Raw genomic sequence first — 25,995 nt, 5'->3', positions numbered from 1 at the left:
CAGATCACAGCGCGGAAGGAGCCCGTGGCGTCCCGCGCTGTAGGGAGCGCAGGCGGCCGACGCGCCGTCCTGGTGCCGGGCGGCCCTCCGGGAGCCCCCGGCGCCCCGACTCCCCTGGATCGTGAGGAATGACGAGCCCCTTCTTCCCCGGCTCCCACGGGAGCCCCTTCGACGACTTCCTCGCCCGCTACCTGGCCGGCGAGCAGAGCGCGCCGCGGCAGCGCGTGGACATCACCCGGCTGCTGAGCCGGCCGGCCCGCGCGCTGGTCGACGCCGCGGCCGGGCAGGCCGTGGGCACCGGCAGGGCCGACCTCGACACCGGGCACCTGCTCTGGGCGATGACCGCCGACGAGAGCACCCGCACCCTGCTGTCGCGCGCCGGCACCGACCCCGACCGGCTGCGTTCGGCCCTCGAGGGCGGGTCGCGGCGAGGCGAGCCGTTCGACGAGGCGCCGTCGCTGACCCCGGACGCCACGCGGGCACTGCTCGACGCCCACCGGGTGTCGCGGGCCTCCGGCTCTGCTTCCATCGGCCCGGAGCACCTGCTGTTCGCGCTGGCGCTCGCCCCCGACTCACCCGGCGGCCGCGCCCTGCGTGCGCGGGGCGTCACCCCCGAGACCCTGCAGCAGGCGGCGGCCGGCGGCGGGGCGCCCGGTGGCGGCCGTCCCGGCGGCGCGGGCCGGCCGTCCGGCACCCCGATGCTCGACGAGTTCGGCCGGGACCTCACCGCGATGGCCCGCGAGGGCCGGATCGACCCGGTGATCGGGCGCGAGGAGGAGATCGAGCAGACCGTCGAGGTCCTCTCGCGCCGCCGGAAGAACAACCCGGTGCTCATCGGCGAGGCCGGCGTCGGCAAGACCGCGATCGTCGAGGGCATCGCCGCGCAGATCGTCGAGGGCGACGTCCCGGAGACGCTGCGTGGCCGGCGCCTGATCGAGCTCGACCTCACCGGCATGGTGGCCGGCACCCGCTACCGCGGTGACTTCGAGGAGCGGCTCACCAAGGTGATGGACGAGATCCGCGAGCACTCCGACGAGGTGATCGTCTTCATCGACGAGCTGCACACCGTCGTCGGCGCGGGCGCGTCCGAGGGCTCCGGCGGCGCGGGCAACATGCTCAAGCCAGCCCTGGCCCGCGGCGAGTTGCACGTCATCGGCGCGACGACGCTGGACGAGTACCGCCGCGACATCGAGAAGGACGCGGCGCTGGAGCGCCGGTTCCAGCCTGTCCTGGTGACCGAGCCCGGCGTCGAGGACGCCGTGCTCGTCCTCCACGGCCTGCGGGACCGCTACGAGGCCCACCACGGGGTGCGCTTCACCGACGACGCCCTCCGCGCCGCCGTCGAGCTGTCCGACCGCTACGTGACCGACCGGCACCTGCCGGACAAGGCCATCGACCTGATCGACCAGGCCGGTGCCCGCGTCCGCCGCCGGGTGGGGACCCCGCCGACCGACCTGCGCGGCCTGGAGGACGAGGTCGACCGGCTGCAGCGGGAGAAGGACGAGGCGGTCGCCGGCGAGCAGTACGAGCGCGCCTCCGAGCTGCGCGACCGGCTCGCCGCGGCGCAGCAGCGGCTCGAGGAGGCCCGCGGTGCAGGAGGCCGGCCCGGCGTCCCGGAGGTCGGCGTCGAGGACGTCGCCGAGGTGGTGTCCCGGCAGACTGGCGTCCCGGTGTCCCAGCTGACGCAGGAGGAGGTGCACCGGCTGCTACAGCTCGAGGAGCGCCTGCACCAGCGGGTGGTCGGGCAGGACGACGCCGTCCGCGTGGTCTCCGAGGCCGTCCGCCGGTCCCGCGTGGGCCTCGGCGACCCCGGCCGGCCGATCGGCAGCTTCCTGTTCCTCGGCCCCACCGGCGTCGGCAAGACCGAGCTGGCCCGCGCGCTGGCCGGGGCGCTCTTCGGCGACCCCGACCGGATGATCCGGCTGGACATGAGCGAGTTCCAGGAGCGGCACACCGTCAGCCGCCTGGTCGGCTCCCCGCCCGGGTACGTCGGCTACGAGGACGCCGGCCAGCTCACCGAGGCGGTCCGCCGCCGGCCCTACTCGGTCGTGCTGCTCGACGAGATCGAGAAGGCCCACCCCGACGTCTTCAACACGCTGCTGCAGGTGCTCGACGACGGCCGGCTCACCGACTCCCAGGGCCGCACGGTCGACTTCACCAACACTGTGCTGGTCATGACCAGCAACCTGGGGTCGGAGCTGATCCAGGGCCGCAACACCCCGCTCGGCTTCGGCACCGGGGACGGCGCCGCGGCCGACGCCGGCCTGCGCGACCGGCTCATGCGGCGGCTGCGCGACTCGTTCCGGCCGGAGTTCCTCAACCGGATCGACGAGATCGTGGTCTTCCGGCAGCTGGAGAGCGAGCAGTTGCAGCAGATCACCCGGCTGCTGCTCGACGAGACCCGCCGGCGGCTCGCGGCCCGGGACGTCGCCGTGACCTTCACCGACGACGCCGTCGCCTGGATCGCCGAGCGCGGGTTCGAGCCGCAGTTCGGCGCCCGCCCGCTGCGCCGGGCGATCCAGCGGGAGGTCGACAACCCGCTGGCCAGGCTGCTGCTCGACGGCCGCGTCGGGGCCGGCCGGCACGTCGTCGTCGACGTCCGGGACGGCGCGCTCGACCTCACCGTCGACGACGCCGCGGAGGCGCTGGCCGGACAGGCCTGACCTCCTCTCGTGATCCCCGTCACCCGGCCCCTGACCTGCGCGGTCGGGGGCCGGGTGACTTAGGGCGGCCTTGCTTGCAGGCCTCCCGAAATAGGACACAATCGTGTTGTGGAAAGCGGCGCAGGGCAGGTGGGAACGGTGCGGGCCGACGACGTCCGCACCCGTGACCGCGTGACCGCGCTGCTCCTCGAGCACGGCCCGCAGACCGCCAGCGAGCTCGCCGGCCGGCTGGGTGTCAGCCCGGCCGCCGTCCGCCGCCACCTCGACGCGCTCGAGGCGCAGGGGCGGGTCGAGGAGCGCACGGCCGCGGGCGCCCAGCGGGGGAGGGGCCGGCCCGCCCGGCACTTCCATCTCACCGACGCCGGCCGCTCCGGCTTCGCCCACGCCTACGACGACCTGGCGCTCACCGCGCTGCGGTACGTCGCGGCGTCCGGCGGTCCCGACGCCGTCCGCGCCGTCGCCCGGGCGCAGCTGGCCGGCCTCGAGCAGCGGGCGTCGGACGCGGTGGCCCGGACGTCCGGTGCGCCCGTCGAGCGGGCCCAGGCGCTGGCCGAGGCGCTGACGGCCGAGGGCTACGCTGCCTCGGCCTCCGCGATCGCCAGTGGCGGGCAGCTGTGCCAGCACCACTGCCCCGTCGCGCACGTGGCAGCGGAGTTCCCGCAGCTGTGCGAGGTCGAGACGGCGGTGATCGGTCGGCTGGTGGGTACGCACGTACAGCGCCTCGCCACGATCGCCCACGGCGACGGCGTCTGCACCACCCACATCCCCGGCCCCCGCGGGCCCGGGACGGCTCCGGCCGGAGGCGGCCGGGACCACATCCGTGCGGGGAACAGAAGCACCCCCGCACGCCCTGTACCAGGTGAGCGAGCAGCGCGGTTCCCGCGCCCCGCACCGTCCACCAGCACCACCCCCACGAACGACCGGGAGAGGACGCCCGCATGACCAGCACCCAGCAGCCGGTGACCGGCACGCCGCTGACGCAGGACGAGCAGATCGAGCAGCTCGGCCGCTACCAGTACGGCTGGGCCGACGCCGACGTGGCCGGGTCCTCCGCCCGCCGCGGTCTGTCCGAGGACGTCGTCCGCGACATCTCGGCGCGCAAGGACGAGCCCGAGTGGATGCTCGAGCGCCGTCTCAAGGCCCTCAAGCTCTTCGAGCGCAAGCCCATGCCCGACTGGGGCTCGGACCTCTCCGGCATCGACTTCCAGAACATCAAGTACTTCGTGCGGTCCACCGAGGCGCAGGCCGCCACGTGGGAGGACCTGCCCGACGACATCAAGAACACCTACGACAAGCTCGGGATCCCCGAGGCGGAGAAGCAGCGCCTCGTCTCCGGTGTTGCCGCGCAGTACGAGTCCGAGGTCGTCTACCACCAGATCCAGAAGGAGCTGGAGGACCAGGGCGTCGTCTTCCTCGACACCGACTCCGCCCTCAAGGAGCACCCGGACCTGTTCCGCGAGTACTTCGGGTCGGTCATCCCGTCCGGCGACAACAAGTTCGCCGCGCTGAACACCTCGGTGTGGTCGGGTGGCTCGTTCATCTATGTGCCGAAGGGCGTGCACGTCGACATCCCGCTGCAGGCCTACTTCCGGATCAACACCGAGAACATGGGCCAGTTCGAGCGGACGCTGATCATCGTCGACGAGGGCGCCTACGTGCACTACGTCGAGGGCTGCACCGCGCCGATCTACAAGTCGGACTCGCTGCACTCCGCGGTCGTCGAGATCATCGTCAAGAAGAACGCCCGCTGCCGGTACACGACCATTCAGAACTGGTCGAACAACGTCTACAACCTGGTCACCAAGCGGGCGATCGCCCACGAGGGCGCCACCATGGAGTGGGTCGACGGCAACCTCGGCTCCAAGGTCACCATGAAGTACCCGGCGGTCTGGATGACCGGCGAGCACGCCAAGGGTGAGGTCCTGTCCATCGCCTTCGCGGGCGAGGGCCAGCACCAGGACGCCGGCGCCAAGATGGTGCACGCGGCGCCCAACACCTCCTCGACGATCGTCTCGAAGTCGGTGGCGCGCGGCGGTGGCCGGACCTCCTACCGCGGCCTCGTGCAGATCGACGAGGGCGCGCACGGCTCGAAGTCGACGGTCAAGTGCGACGCCCTGCTGGTCGACGCGATCAGCCGGTCGGACACCTACCCCTACGTCGACGTCCGCGAGGACGACGTCGCCATGGGTCACGAGGCGACCGTCTCCCGGGTCAGCGAGGACCAGCTCTTCTACCTGATGAGCCGCGGCCTGTCCGAGGACGAGGCCATGGCCATGGTGGTCCGCGGGTTCGTCGAGCCGATCGCCCGCGAGCTGCCCATGGAGTACGCCCTCGAGCTCAACCGGCTCATCGAGCTGCAGATGGAAGGTGCCGTCGGCTGATGTCGGCAGAGAACACCCCCAGCACCACCGGTCTCACCACCGAGTCGGCCGTCCTCGCCGGCGAGCTGTTCGGCGAGGGCGTGGGCACCCAGGCCGGCCCGCCGTCGGTCCCCGCGGCCGGCACGGGCACGGCCGGGGAGGCCACCCCGGGTTCGCACTCGCACGGTGGCCCGACCCCGACCGGCTCGCCGGCCGAGCGGCTCACCTCGACCGACCCGGACGCCTTCGGCGTGCCCACCGGCCGCGAGGAGACCTGGCGCTTCACCCCGATGCGCCGGATCCGCCCGCTGCTCGACGGCGCGGCGCCCTCGGGGACAGGGTCCGACGCACACCTGGCGTGGACGACCGACCTGCCCGAGGGCGTCGAGCTCGTCTCCGTCGACGCCGACGACCCGCTGCTCAAGGGCCTGCCCGAGCCGGTCGACCGGCTGGCGGCCCTCGCGCGGCAGCGCAGCGGCGGTGCCGCCGTCGTCCGCGTCGCCCCCGAGGCGCAGCTCGACCGCCCGGTCACCCTGGGCCTGGCCGGCACCGGGTCCGAGGACGTCGTCTGGGGCCAGCTGGTCGTCGAGGTCGGGCAGTTCGCGAAGGCGACCGTCGTGCTCGACCACACCGGCCTGGCCCGCTACGCCGGGGGCGTCGCCGTCCTCGTGGGTGACGGCGCGCAGGTGACCGTCGTGTCCGTCCAGGACTGGGCGCCGGGCGCGGTGCACGGCGGCCAGTTCGACGCCGTCGTCGGCCGTGACGCGAGCTACAAGCAGGTCGTGGTCACCCTCGGCGGCGACCTCGTCCGCCTGGTGAGCAACGTGCAGTACGCCGGGCCCGGCGGGTCGGCGGAGCTGTTCGGCGTCTACTTCTCCGACGAGACGCAGCACCAGGAGCACCGCCTGTGGGTCGACCATGCGGTGCCCAACTGCTCCAGCAACGTGCTCTACAAGGGCGCGCTGCAGGGCGAGGGCGCGCGCACGGTGTGGATCGGCGACGTCCGCATCCGCCCGGAGGCCACCGGCACCGACACCTACGAGCTCAACCGCAACCTGGTGCTCACCGACGGCGCCCGCGCCGACTCGGTTCCCAACCTGGAGATCGAGACCGGCGAGATCGTCGGCGCCGGCCACGCCAGCGCCACCGGCCGGTTCGACGACGAGCAGCTGTTCTACCTCTGCTCGCGCGGCATCGACGCCGAGACCGCCCGCCGACTGGTGGTGCGCGGCTTCTTCGCCGACGTCGTCCAGCTCATCGGGATCGACGCGCTGCAGGACCGCCTGATGCACGCCATCGAGGTGCGGCTCGGCGCGCTGCCCGGTCTGGACGAGCAGCCGGTCGAGGCGTCGGCCGGGGGAGCCTGACCATGGCCTACGAGCGGGTCTGCGCCCTGTCCGAGGTCCCCGAGGGCGGCGCCCTGCGCGTCGAGCTCGCCGACGTCGACGTCGCCGTCATCCGCTACGAGGGTGAGGTCTACGCCCTCCAGGACCTCTGCTCGCACGCCGAGGTCCCGCTGTCGGAGGGCGACGTCGAGACCTTCGGCGGCGCCCCCACCATCGAGTGCTGGCTGCACGGGTCCTGCTTCGACCTGCGCACCGGCGAGCCCACCAACCTGCCGGCCACCGAGCCGGTCGACGTCTACCCCGTGCGCGTGGAGGGGGAGGCCGTGCTCGTCGACACCGAGTCCGACGGCCGCCTGCCCCTGGCGTCCGGCAACTGAGGAGCGAGAAGAGAAGTGTCCGTTCTGGAGATCCGCGACCTGCACGTCAGCGTGGGCGAGGGCGACGACGCCAAGGAGATCCTCCGCGGCGTCGACCTGACCGTCCGGTCGGGTGAGACGCACGCGATCATGGGGCCGAACGGGTCGGGCAAGTCCACCCTGGCCTACTCGATCGCCGGCCACCCGAAGTACACGATCACCGGCGGCACGGTGACCCTCGACGGCGAGGACGTCCTCGCGATGACCGTCGACGAGCGCGCCCGTGCCGGCCTGTTCCTGGCCATGCAGTACCCGGTCGAGGTCCCCGGCGTCTCGGTGTCGAACTTCCTGCGCACCGCGGCGACCGCGATCAAGGGCGAGGCCCCGAAGCTGCGCACCTGGGTCAAGGACGTCAAGATCGAGATGGCGGGCCTGGAGATGGACTCGGCGTTCGCCGAGCGCAACGTCAACGAGGGCTTCTCCGGCGGTGAGAAGAAGCGCCACGAGATCCTGCAGATGCGGCTGCTCAAGCCGAAGGTCGCGATCCTCGACGAGACCGACTCCGGCCTCGACGTCGACGCGCTGCGGGTCGTCTCCGAGGGCGTCAACCGCACGCGCGCGGAGGGTGACGTCGGCGTCCTGCTGATCACCCACTACACGCGGATCCTGCGCTACATCCAGCCGGACTTCGTGCACGTGTTCGTCGCCGGCCGGGTCGTCGACGAGGGCGGCCCGGAGCTCGCCGCCAAGCTCGAGGACGAGGGCTACGCCGCCTACGTCAAGGACTCCAACGAGCAGGCGAGCATCGAGAAGGCGGCCTCGGAGGTCGTTCAGGCATGACCCAGACCGTCTCGCGTCCCGCTGCCGGGGCGCAGAAGCCGCCCCTGCCGCTGGACGTCGAGGCGATCCGGGCGGACTTCCCGATCCTGACGCGCACCGTGCGTGACGGGAAGCGGCTGGTCTACCTCGACTCCGGCGCCACCTCGCAGAAGCCGCGCAGCGTCCTCGACGCCGAGCGCGACTTCTACGAGAACCACAACGCCGCTCCGCACCGTGGCGCCCACCAGCTGGCCGAGGAGGCCACCGGGCTCTACGAGGGTGCCCGTGCCCGCATCGCGGAGTTCATCAGCGCCGCCGTCGAGGAGGTGGTGTTCACCCGCAACACCACCGACGCGATCAACACCGTGGCCTACGCACTGTCCAACGCCGCGACGGCGAAGGAGCCGTCCTTCCGCCGGTACGCCGTCGGCCAGGGCGACGAGATCGTCGTGACCGAGATGGAGCACCACGCCAACCTGGTGCCCTGGCAGCAGCTGTGCGAGCGCACCGGCGCCACGCTGCGCTGGCTGGGCCTCACCGACGACGGCCGGCTGGACCTCTCCGACCTCGGCACCGTGGTCAACGAGCGGACCAGGCTGGTCGCGGTCACCCAGCAGTCGAACATCCTCGGCACGATCAACCCGCTGGAGCCGATCGTCGCGCGGGCGCGCGAGGTCGGTGCCCTGGTGCTGGTCGACGGCGCCCAGTCGGTGCCGCACCAGCCGGTCGACGTCGCCACCCTCGGCGCGGACTTCCTGGTGTTCTCCGGGCACAAGATGCTCGGGCCCACCGGCGTCGGCGTGCTCTGGGGCCGCTACGAGGTCCTCGACGCGCTGCCGCCGTTCATGACCGGCGGCTCGATGATCGAGGTCGTGCGGATGGAGGGCAGCACCTTCATGCCCCCGCCGCAGCGCTTCGAGGCCGGCGTGCCGATGACCGCCCAGGTGGTCGGGCTCGGTGCCGCCGTCGACTACCTGCAGGCCCTCGGCATGGACAGGGTGCAGGCGCACGAGGAGGCCCTCACCGGCTACGCCCTCGAGCAGCTGCAGGCGATCCCGGGGGTCACGGTGATCGGCCCGCCCGACACCGTCGCCCGCGGGGGAGCGATCAGCTTCACCGTCGAGGGCATCCACCCGCACGACGTCGGCCAGGTCCTCGACGACCTCGGCATCGCCGTGCGCGTGGGGCACCACTGCGCCTGGCCGGTGGTCCGGCGCTACGGCGTCCCGGCGACCACGCGGGCCACGTTCTACGTGCACACCGGCTACGACGACGTCGACACGCTGGTGGAAGGTGTGCGGGCCGCGCAGCGTTTCTTCGGAGTGACGCCGGAGGAGGCAACCGCCTGATGCAGCTGCAGTCGATGTACCAGGACATCATCCTGGACCACTACCGCAACCCCCACGGCCGCGGACTGCGCGACCCGTACGAGGCCGAGGTGCACCACGTGAACCCGACCTGCGGGGACGAGGTCACCCTGCGGGTGCACCTGGACGGCGACACGATCGCCGACGTGTCCTACGAGGGCATGGGCTGCTCGATCAGCCAGGCGTCGGTGTCGGCGATGTACGACCTCGTCATCGGCAGGTCGGTGACCGACGCGCTGGGCACCGGCGAGCACTTCGTGACGCTCATGCAGAGCAAGGGCGACGCGTCGGTGGCCGAGAAGCTCGAGGACGAACTGGAGGACGCCGTCGCCTTCGCCGGGGTGTCGAAGTACCCCGCCCGCATCAAGTGCGCGCTGATGAGCTGGATGGCACTCAAGGACGCCTCCGCCCGCGCCCTGGCAGCCACACCGACCGGAGGACAGGCATGAGCGAGACCACCGAGAACGCCACCCCCGAGCTCCCGGCCTACAAGTCGGCGCTGCTCGAGGACCTCGAGGAGGCCATGCGCGACGTCGTCGACCCCGAGCTCGGCGTCAACGTCGTCGACCTCGGCCTCGTCTACGGCATCGACGTCGACGAGCAGAACGTCGCCGTCCTGGACATGACGCTGACCTCGGCGGCCTGCCCGCTGACCGACGTCATCGAGGACCAGGCGCGCCAGGCGCTCACCGGCGGCCCCGGCCCGGGTCTGGTCGACGACATCCGGATCAACTGGGTCTGGATGCCGCCGTGGGGCCCGGACAAGATCACCGACGACGGGCGCGAGCAGCTGCGCGCGCTCGGCTTCCGCGTCTAGACCTCCGCCCTCTTCGGGAGAGGTCCCTCGACTGCCCGCGCCCTCCGGGGCGCGGGCAGTCGACGTCGGGGGCACCGCCCGGCCCGTCGTGCCGACGTCGACTGCGTCCCGGGTGGCGCGGAGGTCGTGCACGACCCGCTGGGGCCTCGCTGCGAGCGTTCCGACACCACCGACCGCCCGGTCCGTGCTCAGGTGCTGTCCGGGCCGTGACCGACGATCCGCGCTGCCGCCCGAGGAGCACGCATGAACGAGACCTTCCGCCTGGGCCGCATCGCCGGCATCCGGGTCGGCATCAACGCCAGTGTCCTGGTGATCGTGGTGATCATCGCCGCTGGTCTGGCGATGGGCAGGTTCCCGCTGGTCCTGCCCGGGCGCAGCGGCCTCGCCTACACGGCTGCCGCCCTGGTGGCCGCACTGGCCTTCCTCGCCTCGCTGCTGGCCCACGAGCTGGCCCACGCGCTGGTCGCCCGGCGCAACGGGGTCGAGGTGGAGGGCATCACCCTGTGGCTGCTCGGCGGGGTGGCCCGGCTGCGCGGCGGCGCGCGGACCCCCGGGGCGGAGTTCCGCATCGCCGGCGTCGGCCCCCTGACCAGCCTCGTCCTCGGCGGGCTGTCCATGGCCGCCGCCCTCCTGGCGCGGCTGGCCGGCGCCGACGGGCTGCCCGTGGCCGTCCTGGACTACCTCGCGGTCATCAACGTCTCGCTGGCGGTCTTCAACCTCGTCCCGGCGGCCCCGCTCGACGGCGGGCGGCTGCTGCGGGCGCTGCTGTGGTGGCGGCGCGGCGACCCGTGGTCCTCGGCGGTGACGGCATCCCGCGCCGGGCGGTTCTTCGGGTTCACGCTCATCGCCCTCGGCGCCCTGCAGCTGGTCACCGGCCGGGGGCTGAACGGGCTGTGGCTGGGCCTGGTCGGTCTGTTCCTGGTGAACGCCGCCACCGCCGAGGAACAGCAGGCCCACGTGTCCGCGCGGCTCGGCGGGCTGACGGTCGGCGGGGTGGTGGGCGGCCCGGTGCTCACCGCCGATCCCGACCAGCCGGTCGAGCGGTTCCTGCACGAGGTGGCCCTCGTGCACCGCTTCAGCACCTACCCGCTGGTCGACCACGGCGGCGCGCTGGTCGGCCTGGTCACCCTCAACCGGCTGCGCTCGGTGCCGGTGGACGCCCGGGCGACGACGCGGCTGCGCGACGTCGCGTGCCCGCTGCCGGAGATCCCGACCGCCCGCCCGGAGGAGCCGCTGCTCGACCTGCTGGGCCGGATGCAGGGCTGCACCGACGGGCGGGCGGTCGTCCTCGACGGCGGCCGCGTGGTGGGGGTGGTGTCCCCGAGCGACGTCACGCGGACCCTGCAGCTGGCCGACCTCGCCGCCGCCGGCCGGCACCCCTCCGCCGGTGGCGGCGCCGATGTCGCCCGGATGCACCACCCCGGGCCGCGCTGACCGTCCGCGTCGACGTCAGCGCCGACCGACCGCTCGCGAGCCGGCGGTCAGCGCATCTCGGCGAGGCGGGCACCGAACCCGGCGATCGGCCGCAGCTCGTGTCGGGCGCCGAGCGCCAGCAGGCCCGTGCCGACGACCAGCGCACCGGCCAGCGGCAGCGGCAGCGCCTCGACCACCAGCCCGGCCGTGAGCGTGACCGCGGTGACCGCGCCGGTGAGCAGCGGCGCCCGGACCGACGTGCGGGCGCCGAGCGCCATGACCGCGGCCGCGGCGAGCAGCACGAGCACCGGGCGCAGTGCACCCGGCTGCAGCACCGCGGCGACCGTCGACGGCGCCGCGGCAGCCACCAGGCCCGGGCCCCACGCCGGCCAGGACGGCCCGTCGAGCAGCCGCGGTCCGGCGGCGACCAGCAGCGCGGCGGCGGCCGGCAGGCTCCACGCCTCGACCAGCGTCGTCCCGGCCAGCGCGGCCGCCGTCCAGCCCGCCGCGCCGAGCTCCGCCGCGCCGGTGCGCCAGGCGGCAGCCGTCTCGGGGGAGTCGTCCCGGCCGCGGGCGAGCACCGCGCCCCAGCCGCAGGACAGCAGGCCCTGGACGGCGAGGTGCAGCGTCAGCTGACCCCAGGCGGCGTCCAGCGCCAGCACGACGAGGGCCGCGCCGGCGCACACGGCCCCGACCGTGCCGGTGGGGGCGCGGAGGTCGGCGGCCATCCCGCGGCGGGCGGCCAGCGTGACGGCGAACAGCCCGGTGAGCACCGCCGCGGACGCGCCGGGCGAGAGCAGCCCTGCCGGGACCGACAGCAGCGCCGCCGCGGCGAGACAGCCGCCCGCCGCGGGCACCGCGTCGGGCCGCTCGTCGCGCCGGACCGCCGCCACCCCGGCCGCGGGCAGCGCCGAGAGCACCAGCAGCGTCACCAGCGCCGGCCAGCGTGCCGCGGCGACCAGCTGGGCGACCGCCAGGACCACCAGGACGATCCCGGCGGCCGACGCGGCCGGCAGCAGCAGCCCCCGCCGCCAGCCGGTCAGCAGGGCCGCGGCGGTGCTCGCCAGCAGCACGCCGAGCCAGCCGGCGAGGGGCAGGGAGACCGGACCGCCGGTGGACAGCGCAGCACCGACCGCGCTCCCGGCGACGACACCGGCGACCACCGGAACCAGCCGCGGCGGCCCGAGCAGCGGCTCGACCGCGCGGTCCAGGCGCACCGGCAGCAGTGCCGCCGCGGTGGCGACGGTGAGCCCGGCCGACAGCCAGCGGGCCGGCCCCTCGGCGGTGGCGGCGGTCAGCAGCCCCCCGACGACGCCGGCCAGGAGCCAGGGCGCGGTGGTGAGCAGCACGACGCGGGCCAGCGCGCGGCGCGTGAGGAGGGTGACGGCCAGCCCGGTCAGCGCGACGGTGAGCAGCAGGACCGTGCGCGGTACCCCGGCCGACACCAGCTCCAGCGACCGGAGCGCGGCGACCTGCAGCGCTGCCCACGTTCCCAGCGGCCAGCTCAGCGGGCAGGGCAGGAGGACCCGGAGGCTGACCAGGACCCCGGCCAGCACCAGCGCCGGCAGCGGACCGCCGCCGAGCGGAGGGTCGCCGGTGGCGGCGCTGGTCAGCGCGAGCGCCGCGGCGGCCGCCGCGCACGCCTCCTCGGTGTCGCGCAGCCCCGCCCGCGCCGCCCACGCCGACGCGCACCCGGCGACTCCGGCGACCAGCAGCACGCCGATCCGGGCGACGTCCCCGGCCAGGGAGGGCCCGGCCAGCGCCACGGCGACGAGGAGCACGACCCCGACGGACAGCAGCACCTGTGGCGGCCGGATGCGCGCGGGCAGCGAGGGCAGCGGAGCCGGGTCGACGGCGGGGACCGCTGGGCCCGGGTAGGGGAGCGGGGGCACCGGCGCGCTCGTCATCGCCGTCCCCCTCCACCCGCCCGTCGGGGCCACGCTAGGGGCGGTCAGCGCATCTGCGCGACCCACGCGACGGCCTCCCGGGCCTGCTGGCGGCGGCGCTCGTAGGTGGCGCCGACGACGAGCAGCACCAGGCCGGCGGTGGCCAGCGTGACCCAGCGCGGGACCAGCGGTGCGTAGGGCGCCAGCCGGCCCAGCACGACCAGCAGCAGCGCGCCGGCCCCGACGACGAAGGGCGCCTGCCGGTGGGTCAGCGTGCCGGCCACGGTGAGGGCCACGGCCGCGGCGACCACGACGACCAGCCGCGCCGCCGTCGGCTCGGCGACCACGACGACGGCCGACGGCAGCAGCGCGACCGCCAGCCCGGGACCCTCCGCGGCCCAGGACGCGGCGCCCGCGCGCAGTGCCGGGACGGCCAGCAGGAGCAGCCCCGCGGCCGCCGGGAGCGTGTACACCTCCGGCGTGCGGATGTCCGCCCCCGCCGCCGCGATCCACCCGGCGAGCACGAGGTCGGCCACCGCGAGCACCGCGACCGGCCGCCGCCGGGCGACCAGGGCGTAGCAGCCGGCGGCGGCGCCGACGACCGCCAGGCCGATGGCCGTCTGACCCCACGCGCCGGCGTCCGCGGCGACACTGCCGGCGACGAGTCCGGCGAGCGTGCCGGGAGCCGCCGCGGCGAGCTCCTCCGGCGCCCCGGCGCGCAGCGCGGCCACCGCGAACGCCGCCGCGCCCGCGAGCGCGAGCAGCAGGGCGGCGGGCACCGGGTCGAGCAGCCGGCCCTCCAGCGCCACCAGCACCGCCAGACCGGGCGCGCACAGCGCGGCCGCCGTGGCGGCGGGGCGGACCTGCGGGCGCAGCACCGCGGCGAGGACCGCGGGAACGGCCGCGGCGACCACCAGCACCGCCAGCGGGCCGTTGCGCCCGGTGGTGTCGAGCACCGTCGCGCCCGCGCCGGCCAGGACGGCGCCGGCGGCGAGCACCGCGAACAGGGCCGGCCCGGTCACCCGGGGCGCCGCCGCCGCGGTCAGCAGCAGCAGGCCCAGCCCGGTCGCCCCGACCGTCCCCGCGACGCCGAGGTCCGCCATCGACCCGGCCAGTGCCAGGGCGACGACGCCCGCGACGACGGCCGAGGTGCTGCGTCGCTGCGGCAGGCGGGGTGCCAGCCGCGGCTCGCGCAGCAGCACCGCCGCGCCGGCCCCTGCCGCGGCGAGGACAGCGGTCGCGCCCCAGCTGTCGACCGCGCCGCCCAGCCAGGCCAGCGGCACGCCCAGCAGCACGCCGGCCGCCCCGGTCAGGCCGCCCAGCACGAGGGCCACCGGGTGCAGGGGCCGGCGCAGCGCGAGGAGGACGAGGACGTCGAGCAGGGCGGTGCCGAGGAGCACGGCGACACCGGTGACGCCGTCGGCCAGGCCGGCGGGCAGCAGCAGCCAGCCGGCGGGCTGGGCGGCGAGCAGGGCGACCAACGGCCAGGTGACCGTGCTGCGGGTGAGCCGTCCCAGCCCCAGCGCGGCGCCCACGGTGACCGCGCAGGACAGGCCGGCCCACAGCCGGCCGGGGACGGCGTCGGCGCCCCACAGGCCGAGCGCGTGGGCGGCGACGAGGTCGACGGCCAGCAGCGCGGCACCGGCGGCGGCCAGGGCCTCCTCGGTGGCCCGCAGGCCGCGCCGGGCGCTCCACGCGGAGGTGGCGCAGGCCGCGGCGGTGACGGTGGCCATGACCGCGGCCTGGAAGGTCACGCCCAGCCGGGTCCACGCGACCGCCACGAAGGCGACGGCCGCGGCGACGACGAGCAGCGCACCCAGGCCCAGGAGCACCTGCTGCGGGCTGAGCCGCCGGCGCGACGCGGGCGGGGCCGCCGGCGGAGCCGCAGGGGGTACCGCCGGGGGGAACGGCGTCGGGGACCACGCGGGCGCGGGCCGAGGCGGGGGAGCGGAGGCGGGAGCCGGGGGTCGAGCGAGAGCCGGGGCCGGGGCGGAGGCAGGAGCCGGTGCGGGACCCGTGGCCGCGGCACGCAGCGTGGCCACCAGGGCGTCCCGCTCGCGGGAGAACTCGTCGATCGTCGCCCCGATCCGGGCCACCACCGTGGCGGCCTGCGCGACGGCGGGCAGCCCGCAGGTGGCGCAGGGTGCGGGCGCCGGTGCGGCCGGCGTCCCGCAGACGGGGCAGGGCAGCCCCCAGGTCGGCGTGCTCATGGGCCGGATGGTGGCGTGCGGCGAGCGGCAGCGGAACGGATCTCGTCCGGACTGGGGATGCAGTGGGCTGCTGTGGACGTCACCCCTCGACCCACTCGGGTTCCGGCCGCCGAGCGCCTACCCTGGGATCAGTGATCACGACGACCGGCCTCGAGCTGCGCGCCGGCGCCCGCATCCTCCTCAGCGACGTCACCCTGCGCGTGCAGGCGGGCGACCGCATCGGTCTGGTCGGGCGCAACGGCGCCGGCAAGACCACCACGCTCACCACGCTCGCCGGTGAGCGCCTGCCACACGCGGGCAAGGTGGAGGTGACCGGGGAGATCGGCTACCTCCCGCAGGACCCGCGCAGCGGCGACCTCGACGTCTCCGCCAGCGACCGCGTGCTCTCCGGCCGCGGCCTCGACGTCCTCAAGGCCCAGCTGGTCAAGGCGCAGGTGGCCATGGCCGAGCCCGCCGACGACGCCGAGCGCGACCGCGCCGTCCGCCGCTACGGGCGGCTCGAGGACCAGTTCGCCGCGCTCGGCGGGTACGCCGCGGAGAGCGACGCCGCCCGCATCTGCACCGCCCTCGGCCTGCCCGACCGGGTCATGGGCCAGCCGCTGCGGACGCTGTCGGGTGGCCAGCGGCGCCGGGTCGAGCTCGCACGCATCCTGTTCTCCGACGCCGAGACGCTGCTGCTCGACGAGCCCACCAACCACCTCGACGCCGACTCGATCTCCTGGCTGAAGAGCTTCCTGGCCTCGCACAAGGGCGGCCTGATCGTCATCAGCCACGACGTCGAGCTGCTCGGCGCCGTCGTGAACAAGGTGTGGCACCTCGACGCCAACCGCGCCGTCGTCGACGTGTACAACCTCGGCTGGAAGGCCTACCTGCAGCAGCGCGAGACCGACGAGCGCCGCCGCCGGCAGGAGCGGGCCAACACCGAGCGCAAGATCGACGCGCTGACCTCGCAGGCGGACAAGATGCGCGCCAAGGCCACCAAGGCCAAGGCCGCGCAGAGCATGGACAAGCGCGCGGCGCGGCTGGCCGCCGGCCTGGACGACGTGCGCGTGCAGGACCGGGTCGCCAAGCTGCGGTTCCCCACGCCGGCGCCGTGCGGGCGGACCCCGCTCACCGCCGAGGGCCTGTCGAAGAGCTATGGCTCCCTCGAGGTGTTCACCGACGTCGACCTCGCCGTCGACCGGGGCGCGCGGGTCGTCGTCCTCGGTCTCAACGGGGCCGGGAAGACGACGCTGCTGCGGATGCTGGCCGGCACCGAGGTGCCCGACACCGGCGAGGTGCTGCCGGGCCACGGGCTGCGGATCGGCTACTACGCGCAGGAACACGAGACGCTCGACCACGACCGCTCGCTGCTGGAGAACATGCGGGCGGCCGCGCCGCAGAGCACCGACACCGAGCTGCGCCGCATCCTCGGCGCCTTCCTGTTCTCCGGCGACGCCACCGACCAGCGCGCCGGCACCCTCTCCGGCGGTGAGAAGACGCGGCTGGCGATGGCCACGCTGGTCGTCTCCGGCGCCAACGTGCTGCTGCTCGACGAGCCGACCAACAACCTCGACCCGGCCAGCCGCGAGCAGGTGCTCGACGCGCTGCGCACCTACGGCGGCGCCATCGTGCTGGTCACCCACGACGAGGGCGCCGTCCGCGCGCTCGACCCGGACAAGGTGATCCTGCTGCCCGACGGCACCGAGGACGCCTGGAGCGAGGACCTCGCCGACCTCGTCGAGCTGGCGTAGCGATGACATCGCGGTCCTCCCGGACCGCACCGCGGCCAGGTGCCGTCCCCCTGCTGCGCTGAGCCCGGCCACGTCGTCCCGGTCGGGAGCCTGCGGCCCCGGCGGCCGGTCCGCCGTCCCCGCGGGGCGGCTCCCGTCAGCACCGCGGCCGGGTGCCGTCCCCCTGCTGCGCTGAGCCCTGCCACGCCGTCCCGGTCGGGAGCCTGCGGCCCCGGCGACCGGTCCGCCGTCCCCGCAGGGCGGCTCACCTGGCATCTCTTCCTTCGCGTGGCCGGGTTGCCCGGGCTGGGTGATCATCGACGCGGGAGGCAGTCGTCACGGGGACGGCGGCACCACGCGAGCCAGCACCCGATGGGCCGGCGACCCTCGCCGGCGCCGAGGGCTGCGACGGAGGGGAGTCATGGCCGACTCGAGCACGGACCTCGGCAAGGGCAAGCGCATCACCGGAGGGGACCGCACGTCCCTGGCCGACGAGCTGAAGAAGCGCTACGACGGCGGGGAGAGCATCCGGTCGCTGGCCACCTCGACCAACCGCTCCTACGGGTTCGTCCACCGGCTCCTGTCGGAGTCCGGTGCCACGCTCCGCAGTCGTGGGGGCGCCAACCGGAACAGCAAGAAGAGCGCGTGACGGCGGTCGACACCGACGGCTGGGTCCGGACCAGCCGCGACGGCGCCGTCCTGACCGTCACGCTCGACCGTCCCGACCAGCTCAACGCGCAGACGCCGGCGACCTGGACGGCGCTGAAGGCGGTCGGCGACTCGCTCGACGACGACGTCCGCGTGGTCGTGGTGCGGGGCAACGGCCGCTCGTTCTCCGCGGGCCTGGACCGCAGCCTGTTCAGCGCCGACCCCTCGACGGCGGGCGGCCTCGGCCAGCTGGGGTCGATGCCGGCCGAGTCGGCCCAGGAGCGCATCCGCGAGTACCAGGCCGGGTTCCGCTGGCTGCGCTCGCCGGGGATCGTGTCGGTGGCCGCGGTGCAGGGCCACGCGATCGGCGCCGGCGCGCAGCTGGCGCTGGCCTGCGACCTGCGGGTGATGACCGAGGACGCCTCCCTGCGGCTGCCCGAGGCGACGCTCGGGCTCGTCCCCGACCTCACCGGCACGAGCAACCTGGCGGAGCTGGTCGGCTACGCGCGGGCGATGGAGGTCTGCGTGACCGGCCGTCCGGTGACCGCGGCGGAGGCCCTGACGTGGGGCGTGGCCAACGCCGTCGTCCCGGCCGGGGACCTTGACGGGGCGGTGGCCACGCTGGTCGCCGCCCTCACCGCCCCACCGGCCGGCGCGGTGCGGGAGACCGCGGCTCTGGTCCGCTCCGCCGTCCGCAACACCCCGGAGGCGCAGGACGCCGCGGAGCGGGCCGCGCAGGCCCGGCGGCTGGCCGAGCTGGCGGCCCGCTGAGGCGACCGGAACAGCGGGGGACCGGTGGCTGTTCTGGTTGCCGCCGGTCCCCGTCTCCGGTCGAGGAGGTCACCGCATGAGCAGTCCCATGACCTCCATGGCGGCGATGCGCTCGTTCCGCCGCGATCCGTCGGTCACCTCCCGTGAGCTGCCGAAGGGCACGGTGCGCCGGATCCTCGGCATCGCCCGGCCCTACCGCCGCGAGCTGACGTCGTTCCTGGCGCTGGTCGTCGCGTCCTCGGTCATCGGCGTGATCACCCCGCTGCTGGCCGGCGACATCATCAACCGGATCGCCCGCCTGGAGGGCACCGCCGGCGGCATCGTCCGGATCGCGCTGTTCATCGCCGGCCTCGCTGTCGTCGACGCCGGCATCTCGGTGGCCAACCGCTGGTACTCCGCGCGCATCGGCGAGGGCGTCATCTACGACCTCCGCGCCCGCGTGTTCGAGCACGTCCAGCGGATGCCGGTCGCCTTCTTCACCCGCACGCAGACCGGCGCGCTGGTCAGCCGCCTGAACAACGACGTCGTCGGCGCGCAGCAGGCGTTCACCTCGACCCTGTCCGGCGTCGTCTCCAACGTCATCGGCCTGGTGCTCACCGCCGGCGTCATGTTCTCGCTGTCGTGGCAGATCACCCTGCTCTCGCTGGTGATGGTGCCGCTGTTCGTGCTGCCCGCCCGCCGCATTGGCAAGCGGCTGCAGGAGATCACCCGGGAGTCCTACGGCCTCAACGCGTCGATGAACGCGACGATGACCGAGCGGTTCAACGTCGCCGGCGCGCTGCTGGTCAAGCTGTTCGGCCGCCCCGACGCCGAGGCCGAGAGCTTCCGCGGCCGTGCGGCGCGGGTCCGCGACATCGGCGTCCTGTCGGCCATGTACGGCCGCACCTTCTTCACCGCGCTCACGCTGGTGGCGGCGTTGGCCACCGCGCTGGTCTACGGCCTCGGCGGCTTCCTGGCCTTCGACGGGTCGCTGTCGCCCGGCGACGTCGTCGCGCTGGCCCTGCTCCTGTCGCGGCTGTACGGCCCCCTGACGGCGCTGTCCAACGTCCGGGTCGACGTCATGAGCGCCATGGTCAGCTTCGACCGGGTCTTCGAGGTGCTCGACCTGCCGCCGATGATCGCCGAGGCGCCCGACGCGGTGCCGCTCCCGGCCGACGACCGGTCCATCGAGTTCGATTCCGTCTCCTTCAGCTACCCGGCGGCCGCGGACGTCTCGGTCGCCTCGCTGGAGGACGTGTCGCTGCCCGAGCACGGCGGGCCGACCGCGGTGCTGCACGACGTGTCGTTCCGGGTCGAGCCCGGGCACCTCGTCGCGCTCGTCGGGCACTCCGGCGCCGGCAAGTCGACGATCGTCAACCTCGTGCCGCGGCTCTACGACGTGACCGCCGGAGCGGTGCGCATCGGCGGGGTCGACGTCCGGCAGGCGACGCTGGCCTCGCTGCGCGACACGATCGGCGTCGTCAGCCAGGACGCCCACATGTTCCACGACACCATCCGCGCCAACCTGCTCTACGCCCGCCCCGAGGCCACCGAGGAGCAGCTGTGGGCGGCACTGACCGGCGCGCGGATCGCAGCGCTCATCGCCTCCCTGCCCGACGGCCTCGACACCGTGGTCGGCGACCGCGGCTACCGGCTCTCCGGCGGGGAGAAGCAGCGGCTGGCCATCGCGCGGGTGCTGCTCAAGGCGCCGGGTGTCGTCATCCTCGACGAGGCGACCGCGCACCTCGACAGCGAGTCCGAGGTGGCCGTGCAGCACGCGCTGGACACCGCGCTCGCCGGGCGGACGTCGCTGGTCATCGCGCACCGGCTGTCCACGATCCGCGCCGCCGACCAGATCCTCGTCGTCGACGACGGTCGCATCGTGGAGTCGGGCACTCACGAGCAGTTGCTGGCGCTCGGGCGGCGCTACGCCGACCTCTACCGGACCCAGTTCGCCGACGGCGAGCGTCGGACGGTCGGTGCGGCGTAGCAACTAGCGTTCCTCCTGCCCCAGCAGCACCAGGAGGAGCTCCGTGACGTCCGCGCACCCGTACGACGCCCAGATCCGCGCTCTCTACGCCGCCTTCGTCGACGGCTGGAACCGGCGTAGCGGCGCAGCGGTGGCCGCGGTGTTCGCCGACGACGGCGACATGGTCGGCTACGACGGCACGACGGTGAGCGGCCGGCTGTCCATCGCCTCGGACCTGCGGCGGGTCTTCGGCAGCCACCCGACGGCGACCTACGTGGCCCTCGTCCGGTCCGTGCGGGCGATCAGCGACGGCGTGGCCGTGCTGCACGCGCACGCCGGGATGATCCCGCCGGGGGAGGACGACATCGACCCGGGGCTGCACAGCATCCACACGCTGGTCGCCGTCGACGAGGGCGGCGGGCGGTGGAAGACCACGCTGTTCCAGGCGACGCCGGCCGCGTGGCTGGGCCGCCGCGACTCCCGCGACGCGCTGACGAAGGAGCTGCGCGAGCTGCTCGCCACCACCCGGTGACGGTCCTCGTCAGCGCCGCGGAGCTGCTGACGGCGGCTCCCCGGCCGGTGCTGCTCGACGTCCGGTGGGCGCTCGGCGACCCGCACGGCCGCGAGCGGTACCTGGCCGGGCACCTGCCGGGGGCGGTGTTCGCCGACCTGGAGACCGAGCTCGCCGCGCCGCCGACACCCGCCGGCGGCCGGCACCCGCTGCCGCCGGTCGAGGGGCTGCAGGCCGCGGCCCGGCGGTGGGGGATCCGCGCGGACTCCGCGGTGGTCGCCTACGACGCCACCGGCGGGCTGGCCGCCGCGCGGGCGTGGTGGCTGCTGCGCTGGGGCGGGCTCACCGAGGTGCGCCTGCTCGACGGCGGCCTCGACGCCTGGGTCGCCGCGGGCGGCGACCTGGAGACCGGCGACGTCGTCCCGGAGCCCGGCGACGTGGTGCTGACCTGCGGGGGGATGCCCACGCTCACCGCCGACGAGGCCGCGGCGCTGCCCGCCAGCGGCGGCGTGCTGCTCGACGCGCGGGCCGGCGAGCGCTACCGCGGCGAGGTCGAGCCGGTCGACCCGCGGGCCGGCCACGTACCCGGCGCCGTCAGCGCGCCCACGACGGAGAACCTGACCGCCGGCGGGACGTTCCGCGACGACCTGGCCGACCGCTTCGCCGCGCTCGGCGTGCGGCCGGGGACGGCGGTCGGCGTCTACTGCGGCTCGGGCGTCACCGCGGCGCACGAGGTGGCCGCGCTCGCGCAGGCCGGCATCGAGGCGGCGCTGTGGCCCGGGTCGTGGTCGCAGTGGTCGGCCGACCCGTCCCGCCCGGCAGCGACGGGCCACTGAGCAGCCTTCGTAGCGCTATCGGCTGCTCAGGGCGGCGTCGTAGCGGTCGAGCAGGACGGCGGCGATCCGCTCGTCGGGCAGCAGGGGAGCGGTGACGACGTCGGCACCGGCCTCGGCCAGCTTGCCGTGGAAGTGTCCGGGCGCCAGCAGGTAGGACGCGACCACCACCCGCTCGGCGCCCCCGCGACGTGCCGCGGCGACGGCGTCGGCCACCGGGGGCTGCGCGGCCGAGCCGTAGCCGGTGGTCACCGGCCCGGCCCACGAGCGCTGCAGCAGGTCGGCGGTGTCCTCGACGTCGGCCACCGAACGGGGGTCGGAGGACCCCGCGGCGGCCAGCACGACGGCGGTGAGCGGGTCGCGCGGGTCGGCGCCGGCCCCGACCAACCGGTCGGACAGCACCGCGGCCAGCCGCGGGTCCGGGCCCAGCGGCCGGGCGGCGACGGCGGAGTCGTGGGCGGCCACGGCGCCGGCGATGTCGACGTGCACGTGGTAGCCGCCCGACAGCAGCAGCGGCACGACGACGGCCGGCTGCCCGTCGGTGGCGAGCCCCGCCACGACGTCGACCACCGTCGGGGGCTGCACGTCGACGAACGCCGCCGTCGTCACCAGGCCCGGGCGCAGCCGGCGAGCGGCCAGCGCGAGCTCGGCGACCAGCCGCCGTCCGGTGGGGTTGCGCGTGCCGTGGGCGCACGCGACGAGGACGGGAGCCGTCACGGGGTGCGCAGGACGCCGCCGTCGACGGCGACCATCGTGCCGGTGACGTAGGACGCGGCGGGGGAGAGCAGGAACGCGGCCACGCGGCCGAACTCGTCTGGCTCGCCGACGCGCCGCAGCGGGATGCCGGCCTCGGTGCGCGACCGCATGGCGGCCGGGTCGCCGGAGGCGGCCTCGATGTCGGTGATCCGGTCGGTGGCGATCGTGCCGGGCATCAGCCCGACCACCCGGATCCCCTGCGGGCCGAGCTCGTCGGCCAGCGCCTTGAGCGTCATGGCCAGACCGGGACGCAGCGCGTTGGAGATCGCCAGGTGCCCGATCGGCTGGCGCACCGACGTCGACAGCACCATGCCGATCGCCGCGCCCGCCGACAGGTGCGGCACCAGCGCCCGCAGCAGCCGCAGCGGGCCGAGCAGCACGCTGTCGACGGCGGCCCGCCAGTCGTCCTCCGCCGTCGCGAGCACCGAGCCCGGCGCCGGCCCGCCCACGGAGACGAGCACGCCGTCGACCCGGCCGAGCCGCTCGAGCGCCGCCGTCACCAGGGTGTCGGCGGCGCCGGGGTCGGCGAGGTCGGCCGCCACCCCGGACGCCCCCTCACCGAGCCCGGCGACCGCGCGGTCGACCGAGTCCGGCGAGCGGGAGCTGACGAGGACGCGCGCCCCGTCGGCGACGAGGGCCCGGGCGGTCGCGAGACCCAGCCCCCGGCTCGCACCGGTGAGCAGGTAGCCGCGACCACCCAGGCCCAGGTCCATCAGGCGGCCGTGCCCCGCAGCGAGCGGAGGACGTACTGCATGATCCCGCCGTTGCGGTAGTAGTTCGCCTCACCGGGGGTGTCGATCCGCACGCGGGCGTCAAACTCCACGTCCCCGGCCTTCACCTTCACCGTGCGCGGCGTCTCACCGTCGTTCAGCGCGGTGATCCCGGTGATCGTGAACTCCTCGTCGCCGGTCAGGCCGAGCGACTCCCGGTCCTGGCCCTCGGGGAACTGCAGCGGCAGCACGCCCATGCCGATGAGGTTGGAGCGGTGGATCCGCTCGTAGCTCTCGGCGATGACCGCCTTGACGCCCAGCAGCGCCGTCCCCTTGGCCGCCCAGTCGCGCGACGAGCCCGAGCCGTACTCCTTGCCGGCCAGCACGACCAGCGGGATGCCGGCGTCCTGGTAGGCGACCGAGGCGTCGTAGATCGTCGTCGTCTCGCCGGTCAGGTGGTTCTTGGTGACGCCACCCTCGGTGCCGGGCACCAGCTGGTTGCGCAGCCGGATGTTGGCGAAGGTGCCGCGGATCATGACCTCGTGGTTCCCGCGGCGCGAGCCGTAGGAGTTGAAGTCGCGGCGGTCCACACCGTGCTCGCGCAGGTACTTCCCGGCCGGGCTGTCGGCCTTGATCGAACCGGCGGGCGAGATGTGGTCGGTGGTCACCGAGTCCCCGAGCACCGCCAGCGTGCGGGCGCCGGTGATGTCCTGGACCGGGGCCGGCTCGGCCGGCATGCCCTCGAAGTACGGCGGACGGCGCACGTAGGTGCTCTGCGGGTCCCACTCGAAGGTGTCGCCGGTCGGCGTCGGCAGTGCCTGCCACTGCTCGGTGCCGGCGAAGACGTCGGCGTAGTCCTTGCTGAACATCTCCGCGGAGACGGCGTGGTCGATGACCCGCTGGACCTCCTGCGGGGACGGCCAGATGTCACGCAGGAAGACGTCGTTGCCGTCCTCGTCCTGGCCCAGCGGGTCGTCGTTCAGGTCGACGTCCATGGACCCCGCCAGCGCGTAGGCGATGACCAGCGGCGGGGAGGCCAGGTAGTTCATCTTGACGTCGGGGTTGATCCGGCCCTCGAAGTTGCGGTTGCCCGACAGCACCGAGACGACGGCGAGGTCGGCCTCGTTGACCGCCGCGCTCACCGGCTCGGGGAGCGGGCCGGAGTTGCCGATGCAGGTCGTGCAGCCGTAGCCGACCAGGTAGAAGCCGAGCTTCTCCAGGTACGGGGTGAGCTCGGCCTTCTCGTAGTAGTCCATGACGACCTTGGACCCGGGGGCCAGCGTCGTCTTCACCCAGGGCTTGCTGGAGAGGCCGCGCTCGACGGCGTTCTTGGCCAGCAGCGCCGCGCCGATCATCACCTGCGGGTTGGACGTGTTGGTGCACGAGGTGATCGCCGCGATCACGACCGATCCGTGGTCGACCGACGTCTCGGTGCCGTCCTCCATGACCACGCGGGTCCGCTTCGAGGGCCGCCCGGAGACCGCGTCGTCCTCGTAGTGGTGCGGCTGACCGGCCGTGCCGTTCCCGCCCTCGCTGCCCGGTGCGGAGCTGGCCGGGTCGGAGGCCGGGAAGGACTCGGCCGAGGCCTCGTCGACGGAGGACTCGACGCCGTAGGGCTGCTCGTCCTGCGGCACGCCCGGCTTGCGGTCGTCGCCGCCGACCTCGTCGTCCTGCACGTAGTCGGCCAGGGCGGCGCGGAAGGCGTGCTTGGCGTCGGTGATCGCCACGCGGTCCTGCGGCCGCTTCGGGCCGGCGATCGAGGGGACGACCGTGGACAGGTCGAGCTCGAGGTACTCGGAGAAGGCCGGCTCGCGCGACGGGTCGTGCCAGAGGCCCTGCTCCTTGGCGTAGGCCTCGACCAGCGCCACCTGCTCGGCCGAGCGGCCGGTGAGCTGCAGGTAGGTGATGGTCTCCTCGTCGATCGGGAACATGGCCGCCGTGGAGCCGAACTCCGGGCTCATGTTGCCGATCGTGGCGCGGTTGGCCAGCGGGACGGCGGAGACGCCGGCGCCGTAGAACTCGACGAACTTCCCGACCACGCCGTGCTGGCGCAGCATCTCGGTGATCGTGAGGACGAGGTCGGTCGCCGTCGCGCCGTCGGGCAGCTGGCCGGTGAGCTTGAAGCCGACCACGCGCGGGATGAGCATCGACACCGGCTGGCCGAGCATGGCGGCCTCGGCCTCGATGCCGCCGACGCCCCACCCGAGCACGCCCAGGCCGTTGACCATCGTGGTGTGCGAGTCGGTGCCGACGCAGGTGTCGGGGTAGGCGACGACGCGGTCGCCCTCCGGGCGCGGGAAGACCACGCGGGCCAGGTGCTCGATGTTGACCTGGTGGACGATGCCGGTGCCGGGCGGGACGACCTTGAAGTCGTCGAACGCGCCCTGGCCCCAGCGCAGGAACTGGTAGCGCTCGCCGTTGCGCTCGTACTCGATCTCGACGTTGCGCTCGAAGCTCTGCGGGGTGCCGAACACGTCGGCGATGACGGAGTGGTCGATGACCAGCTCGGCCGGCGCGAGCGGGTTGATCTTGTTCGGGTCGCCGCCGAGGTCGGCCATGGCCTCGCGCATGGTGGCCAGGTCGACGATGCAGGGGACGCCGGTGAAGTCCTGCATGACCACGCGGGCCGGGGTGAACTGGATCTCCTGGTCGGGCTCGGCCGCCGGGTCCCAGTTCGCGATCGCGCGGATGTGGTCGGCGGTGATGTCCGCGCCGTCCTCGGTGCGCAGCAGGTTCTCGAGCAGGACCTTCAGGCTGAAGGGGAGCTTGTCGGAGCCCTCGACCGCGTCGAGCCGGTAGATGTCGTAGTCGGTGCCGTCGACGCTGAGCGTCGACCGGGCTCCGAAGCTGTCCTTGCTGGCTGCCACTG

21 protein-coding genes are annotated in these 25,995 nt (G+C 74.6%); 16 read left to right on the top strand and 5 right to left on the bottom strand.

Features of this window, described 5'->3' with window-relative positions; all coding sequences use genetic code 11:
• Window positions 1–128: 128 nt before the first annotated feature.
• The 10 genes from BM414_RS06990 to BM414_RS06945 all read left to right on the top strand — a co-directional run bounded on the left by BM414_RS06990 (window position 129) and on the right by BM414_RS06945 (window position 11,162).
• Entirely contained in the window at window positions 129–2,663 is a 2,535-nt protein-coding gene (locus BM414_RS06990) for an ATP-dependent Clp protease ATP-binding subunit (RefSeq protein ID WP_093578686.1), read from the top strand.
• A gap of 108 nt (window positions 2,664–2,771) precedes the next feature.
• Window positions 2,772–3,605 (top strand): helix-turn-helix transcriptional regulator, encoded by an 834-nt coding sequence (locus BM414_RS06985; RefSeq protein ID WP_175551457.1) that lies wholly within the window; start codon window positions 2,772–2,774, stop codon window positions 3,603–3,605.
• On the top strand, window positions 3,602–5,044 hold the full coding sequence (gene sufB / locus BM414_RS06980; RefSeq protein WP_093578684.1) for a Fe-S cluster assembly protein SufB: 1,443 nt from the start codon (window positions 3,602–3,604) through the stop codon (window positions 5,042–5,044). Before BM414_RS06985 ends, sufB begins: the two co-directional genes overlap by 4 nt.
• A complete protein-coding gene (gene sufD / locus BM414_RS06975) occupies window positions 5,044–6,390 on the top strand; it encodes a Fe-S cluster assembly protein SufD (protein ID WP_093578683.1) in 1,347 nt (448 codons plus the stop codon). Before sufB ends, sufD begins: the two co-directional genes overlap by 1 nt.
• Window positions 6,391–6,392: 2 nt before the next feature.
• Window positions 6,393–6,746 carry a non-heme iron oxygenase ferredoxin subunit gene (locus tag BM414_RS06970; RefSeq protein WP_093578682.1) on the top strand — a complete coding sequence of 118 codons (354 nt, stop codon included), beginning with the start codon at window positions 6,393–6,395 and terminating at the stop codon, window positions 6,744–6,746.
• A 15-nt stretch (window positions 6,747–6,761) separates the two neighbouring features.
• Window positions 6,762–7,565 (top strand): Fe-S cluster assembly ATPase SufC, encoded by an 804-nt coding sequence (gene sufC / locus BM414_RS06965; RefSeq protein WP_093578681.1) that lies wholly within the window; start codon window positions 6,762–6,764, stop codon window positions 7,563–7,565.
• Complete coding sequence (locus BM414_RS06960; RefSeq protein ID WP_093578680.1) at window positions 7,562–8,893, top strand: cysteine desulfurase; 1,332 nt, start codon at window positions 7,562–7,564, stop codon at window positions 8,891–8,893. The genes sufC and BM414_RS06960 overlap by 4 nt, the downstream gene beginning before the upstream one ends.
• Window positions 8,893–9,360, top strand: a complete 468-nt coding sequence (sufU, locus tag BM414_RS06955; protein WP_093578679.1) for a Fe-S cluster assembly sulfur transfer protein SufU — start codon at window positions 8,893–8,895, stop codon at window positions 9,358–9,360. The genes BM414_RS06960 and sufU overlap by 1 nt, the downstream gene beginning before the upstream one ends.
• The gene (locus tag BM414_RS06950) at window positions 9,357–9,728 is read left to right on the top strand and encodes a metal-sulfur cluster assembly factor (protein ID WP_093578678.1); all 372 of its coding nucleotides are present in this window, start codon (window positions 9,357–9,359) and stop codon (window positions 9,726–9,728) included. Before sufU ends, BM414_RS06950 begins: the two co-directional genes overlap by 4 nt.
• Window positions 9,729–9,971: 243 nt before the next feature.
• The gene (locus tag BM414_RS06945; protein ID WP_093578677.1) at window positions 9,972–11,162 is read left to right on the top strand and encodes a site-2 protease family protein; all 1,191 of its coding nucleotides are present in this window, start codon (window positions 9,972–9,974) and stop codon (window positions 11,160–11,162) included.
• Window positions 11,163–11,209: 47 nt separating this feature from the next.
• Here the strand turns inward: BM414_RS06945 and BM414_RS06940 are convergent, their stop codons facing one another.
• Together BM414_RS06940 and BM414_RS06935 are read right to left on the bottom strand one after the other, a co-directional pair.
• The gene (locus BM414_RS06940; protein ID WP_093578676.1) at window positions 11,210–13,048 is read right to left on the bottom strand and encodes an SCO7613 C-terminal domain-containing membrane protein; all 1,839 of its coding nucleotides are present in this window, start codon (window positions 13,046–13,048) and stop codon (window positions 11,210–11,212) included.
• Between the two features lie 44 nt (window positions 13,049–13,092).
• The gene (locus tag BM414_RS06935) at window positions 13,093–15,237 is read right to left on the bottom strand and encodes an SCO7613 C-terminal domain-containing membrane protein (protein ID WP_245784548.1); all 2,145 of its coding nucleotides are present in this window, start codon (window positions 15,235–15,237) and stop codon (window positions 13,093–13,095) included.
• Window positions 15,238–15,368: 131 nt separating this feature from the next.
• Between BM414_RS06935 and BM414_RS06930 the strand changes: the two genes are divergently transcribed.
• The 6 genes from BM414_RS06930 to BM414_RS06905 all read left to right on the top strand — a co-directional run bounded on the left by BM414_RS06930 (window position 15,369) and on the right by BM414_RS06905 (window position 21,663).
• The gene (locus BM414_RS06930; RefSeq protein ID WP_093578675.1) at window positions 15,369–16,970 is read left to right on the top strand and encodes an ABC-F family ATP-binding cassette domain-containing protein; all 1,602 of its coding nucleotides are present in this window, start codon (window positions 15,369–15,371) and stop codon (window positions 16,968–16,970) included.
• 400 nt (window positions 16,971–17,370) lie between these two features.
• Window positions 17,371–17,598 carry a helix-turn-helix domain-containing protein gene (locus BM414_RS06925; protein ID WP_093578674.1) on the top strand — a complete coding sequence of 76 codons (228 nt, stop codon included), beginning with the start codon at window positions 17,371–17,373 and terminating at the stop codon, window positions 17,596–17,598.
• Entirely contained in the window at window positions 17,595–18,368 is a 774-nt protein-coding gene (locus tag BM414_RS06920; RefSeq protein WP_093578673.1) for an enoyl-CoA hydratase/isomerase family protein, read from the top strand. Before BM414_RS06925 ends, BM414_RS06920 begins: the two co-directional genes overlap by 4 nt.
• Before the next feature lie 76 nt (window positions 18,369–18,444).
• Window positions 18,445–20,337 (top strand): ABC transporter ATP-binding protein, encoded by a 1,893-nt coding sequence (locus tag BM414_RS06915; protein ID WP_093578672.1) that lies wholly within the window; start codon window positions 18,445–18,447, stop codon window positions 20,335–20,337.
• A 43-nt stretch (window positions 20,338–20,380) separates the two neighbouring features.
• On the top strand, window positions 20,381–20,848 hold the full coding sequence (locus BM414_RS06910) for an SgcJ/EcaC family oxidoreductase (RefSeq protein WP_093578671.1): 468 nt from the start codon (window positions 20,381–20,383) through the stop codon (window positions 20,846–20,848).
• Window positions 20,845–21,663: a sulfurtransferase gene (locus BM414_RS06905; protein ID WP_093578670.1), complete on the top strand. Its 819-nt coding sequence runs from the start codon at window positions 20,845–20,847 to the stop codon at window positions 21,661–21,663. The genes BM414_RS06910 and BM414_RS06905 overlap by 4 nt, the downstream gene beginning before the upstream one ends.
• A 15-nt stretch (window positions 21,664–21,678) precedes the next feature.
• Here BM414_RS06905 and BM414_RS06900 read toward each other — a convergent pair whose 3' ends face one another.
• The 3 genes from BM414_RS06900 to BM414_RS06890 are packed head-to-tail and all read right to left on the bottom strand — an operon-like array spanning window position 21,679 to window position 25,993.
• Window positions 21,679–22,377, bottom strand: coding sequence for a sirohydrochlorin chelatase (locus BM414_RS06900; RefSeq protein WP_093578669.1), 699 nt, complete (start codon window positions 22,375–22,377; stop codon window positions 21,679–21,681).
• Complete coding sequence (locus tag BM414_RS06895) at window positions 22,374–23,129, bottom strand: SDR family oxidoreductase (RefSeq protein ID WP_093578668.1); 756 nt, start codon at window positions 23,127–23,129, stop codon at window positions 22,374–22,376. Before BM414_RS06895 ends, BM414_RS06900 begins: the two co-directional genes overlap by 4 nt.
• Entirely contained in the window at window positions 23,129–25,993 is a 2,865-nt protein-coding gene (locus BM414_RS06890) for an aconitate hydratase (protein WP_217644582.1), read from the bottom strand. The genes BM414_RS06895 and BM414_RS06890 overlap by 1 nt, the downstream gene beginning before the upstream one ends.
• Window positions 25,994–25,995: the final 2 nt, after the last annotated feature.

The organism is Geodermatophilus amargosae (genome assembly GCF_900116515.1).
Classification (GTDB): Bacteria; Actinomycetota; Actinomycetes; order Mycobacteriales; family Geodermatophilaceae; genus Geodermatophilus; species Geodermatophilus amargosae.
Note: the sequence above shows the minus strand (reverse complement) of the source record. Positions and strands in the feature narration are given on the sequence as shown.

What these genes read in the sequence shown, in the direction of transcription:
- BM414_RS06990 (WP_093578686.1), top strand. Translation starts at nt 129, where the DNA reads ATGACGAGCCCCTTCTTCCCCGGCTCCCACGGGAGCCCCTTCGACGAC.
- sufB (WP_093578684.1), top strand. Translation starts at nt 3,602, where the DNA reads ATGACCAGCACCCAGCAGCCGGTGACCGGCACGCCGCTGACGCAGGAC.
- sufD (WP_093578683.1), top strand. Translation starts at nt 5,044, where the DNA reads ATGTCGGCAGAGAACACCCCCAGCACCACCGGTCTCACCACCGAGTCG.
- BM414_RS06970 (WP_093578682.1), top strand. Translation starts at nt 6,393, where the DNA reads ATGGCCTACGAGCGGGTCTGCGCCCTGTCCGAGGTCCCCGAGGGCGGC.
- BM414_RS06960 (WP_093578680.1), top strand. Translation starts at nt 7,562, where the DNA reads ATGACCCAGACCGTCTCGCGTCCCGCTGCCGGGGCGCAGAAGCCGCCC.
- sufU (WP_093578679.1), top strand. Translation starts at nt 8,893, where the DNA reads ATGCAGCTGCAGTCGATGTACCAGGACATCATCCTGGACCACTACCGC.
- BM414_RS06950 (WP_093578678.1), top strand. Translation starts at nt 9,357, where the DNA reads ATGAGCGAGACCACCGAGAACGCCACCCCCGAGCTCCCGGCCTACAAG.
- BM414_RS06945 (WP_093578677.1), top strand. Translation starts at nt 9,972, where the DNA reads ATGAACGAGACCTTCCGCCTGGGCCGCATCGCCGGCATCCGGGTCGGC.
- BM414_RS06940 (WP_093578676.1), bottom strand. Translation starts at nt 13,048, where the DNA reads ATGACGAGCGCGCCGGTGCCCCCGCTCCCCTACCCGGGCCCAGCGGTC.
- BM414_RS06935 (WP_245784548.1), bottom strand. Translation starts at nt 15,237, where the DNA reads ATGAGCACGCCGACCTGGGGGCTGCCCTGCCCCGTCTGCGGGACGCCG.
- BM414_RS06925 (WP_093578674.1), top strand. Translation starts at nt 17,371, where the DNA reads ATGGCCGACTCGAGCACGGACCTCGGCAAGGGCAAGCGCATCACCGGA.
- BM414_RS06915 (WP_093578672.1), top strand. Translation starts at nt 18,445, where the DNA reads ATGAGCAGTCCCATGACCTCCATGGCGGCGATGCGCTCGTTCCGCCGC.
- BM414_RS06895 (WP_093578668.1), bottom strand. Translation starts at nt 23,129, where the DNA reads ATGGACCTGGGCCTGGGTGGTCGCGGCTACCTGCTCACCGGTGCGAGC.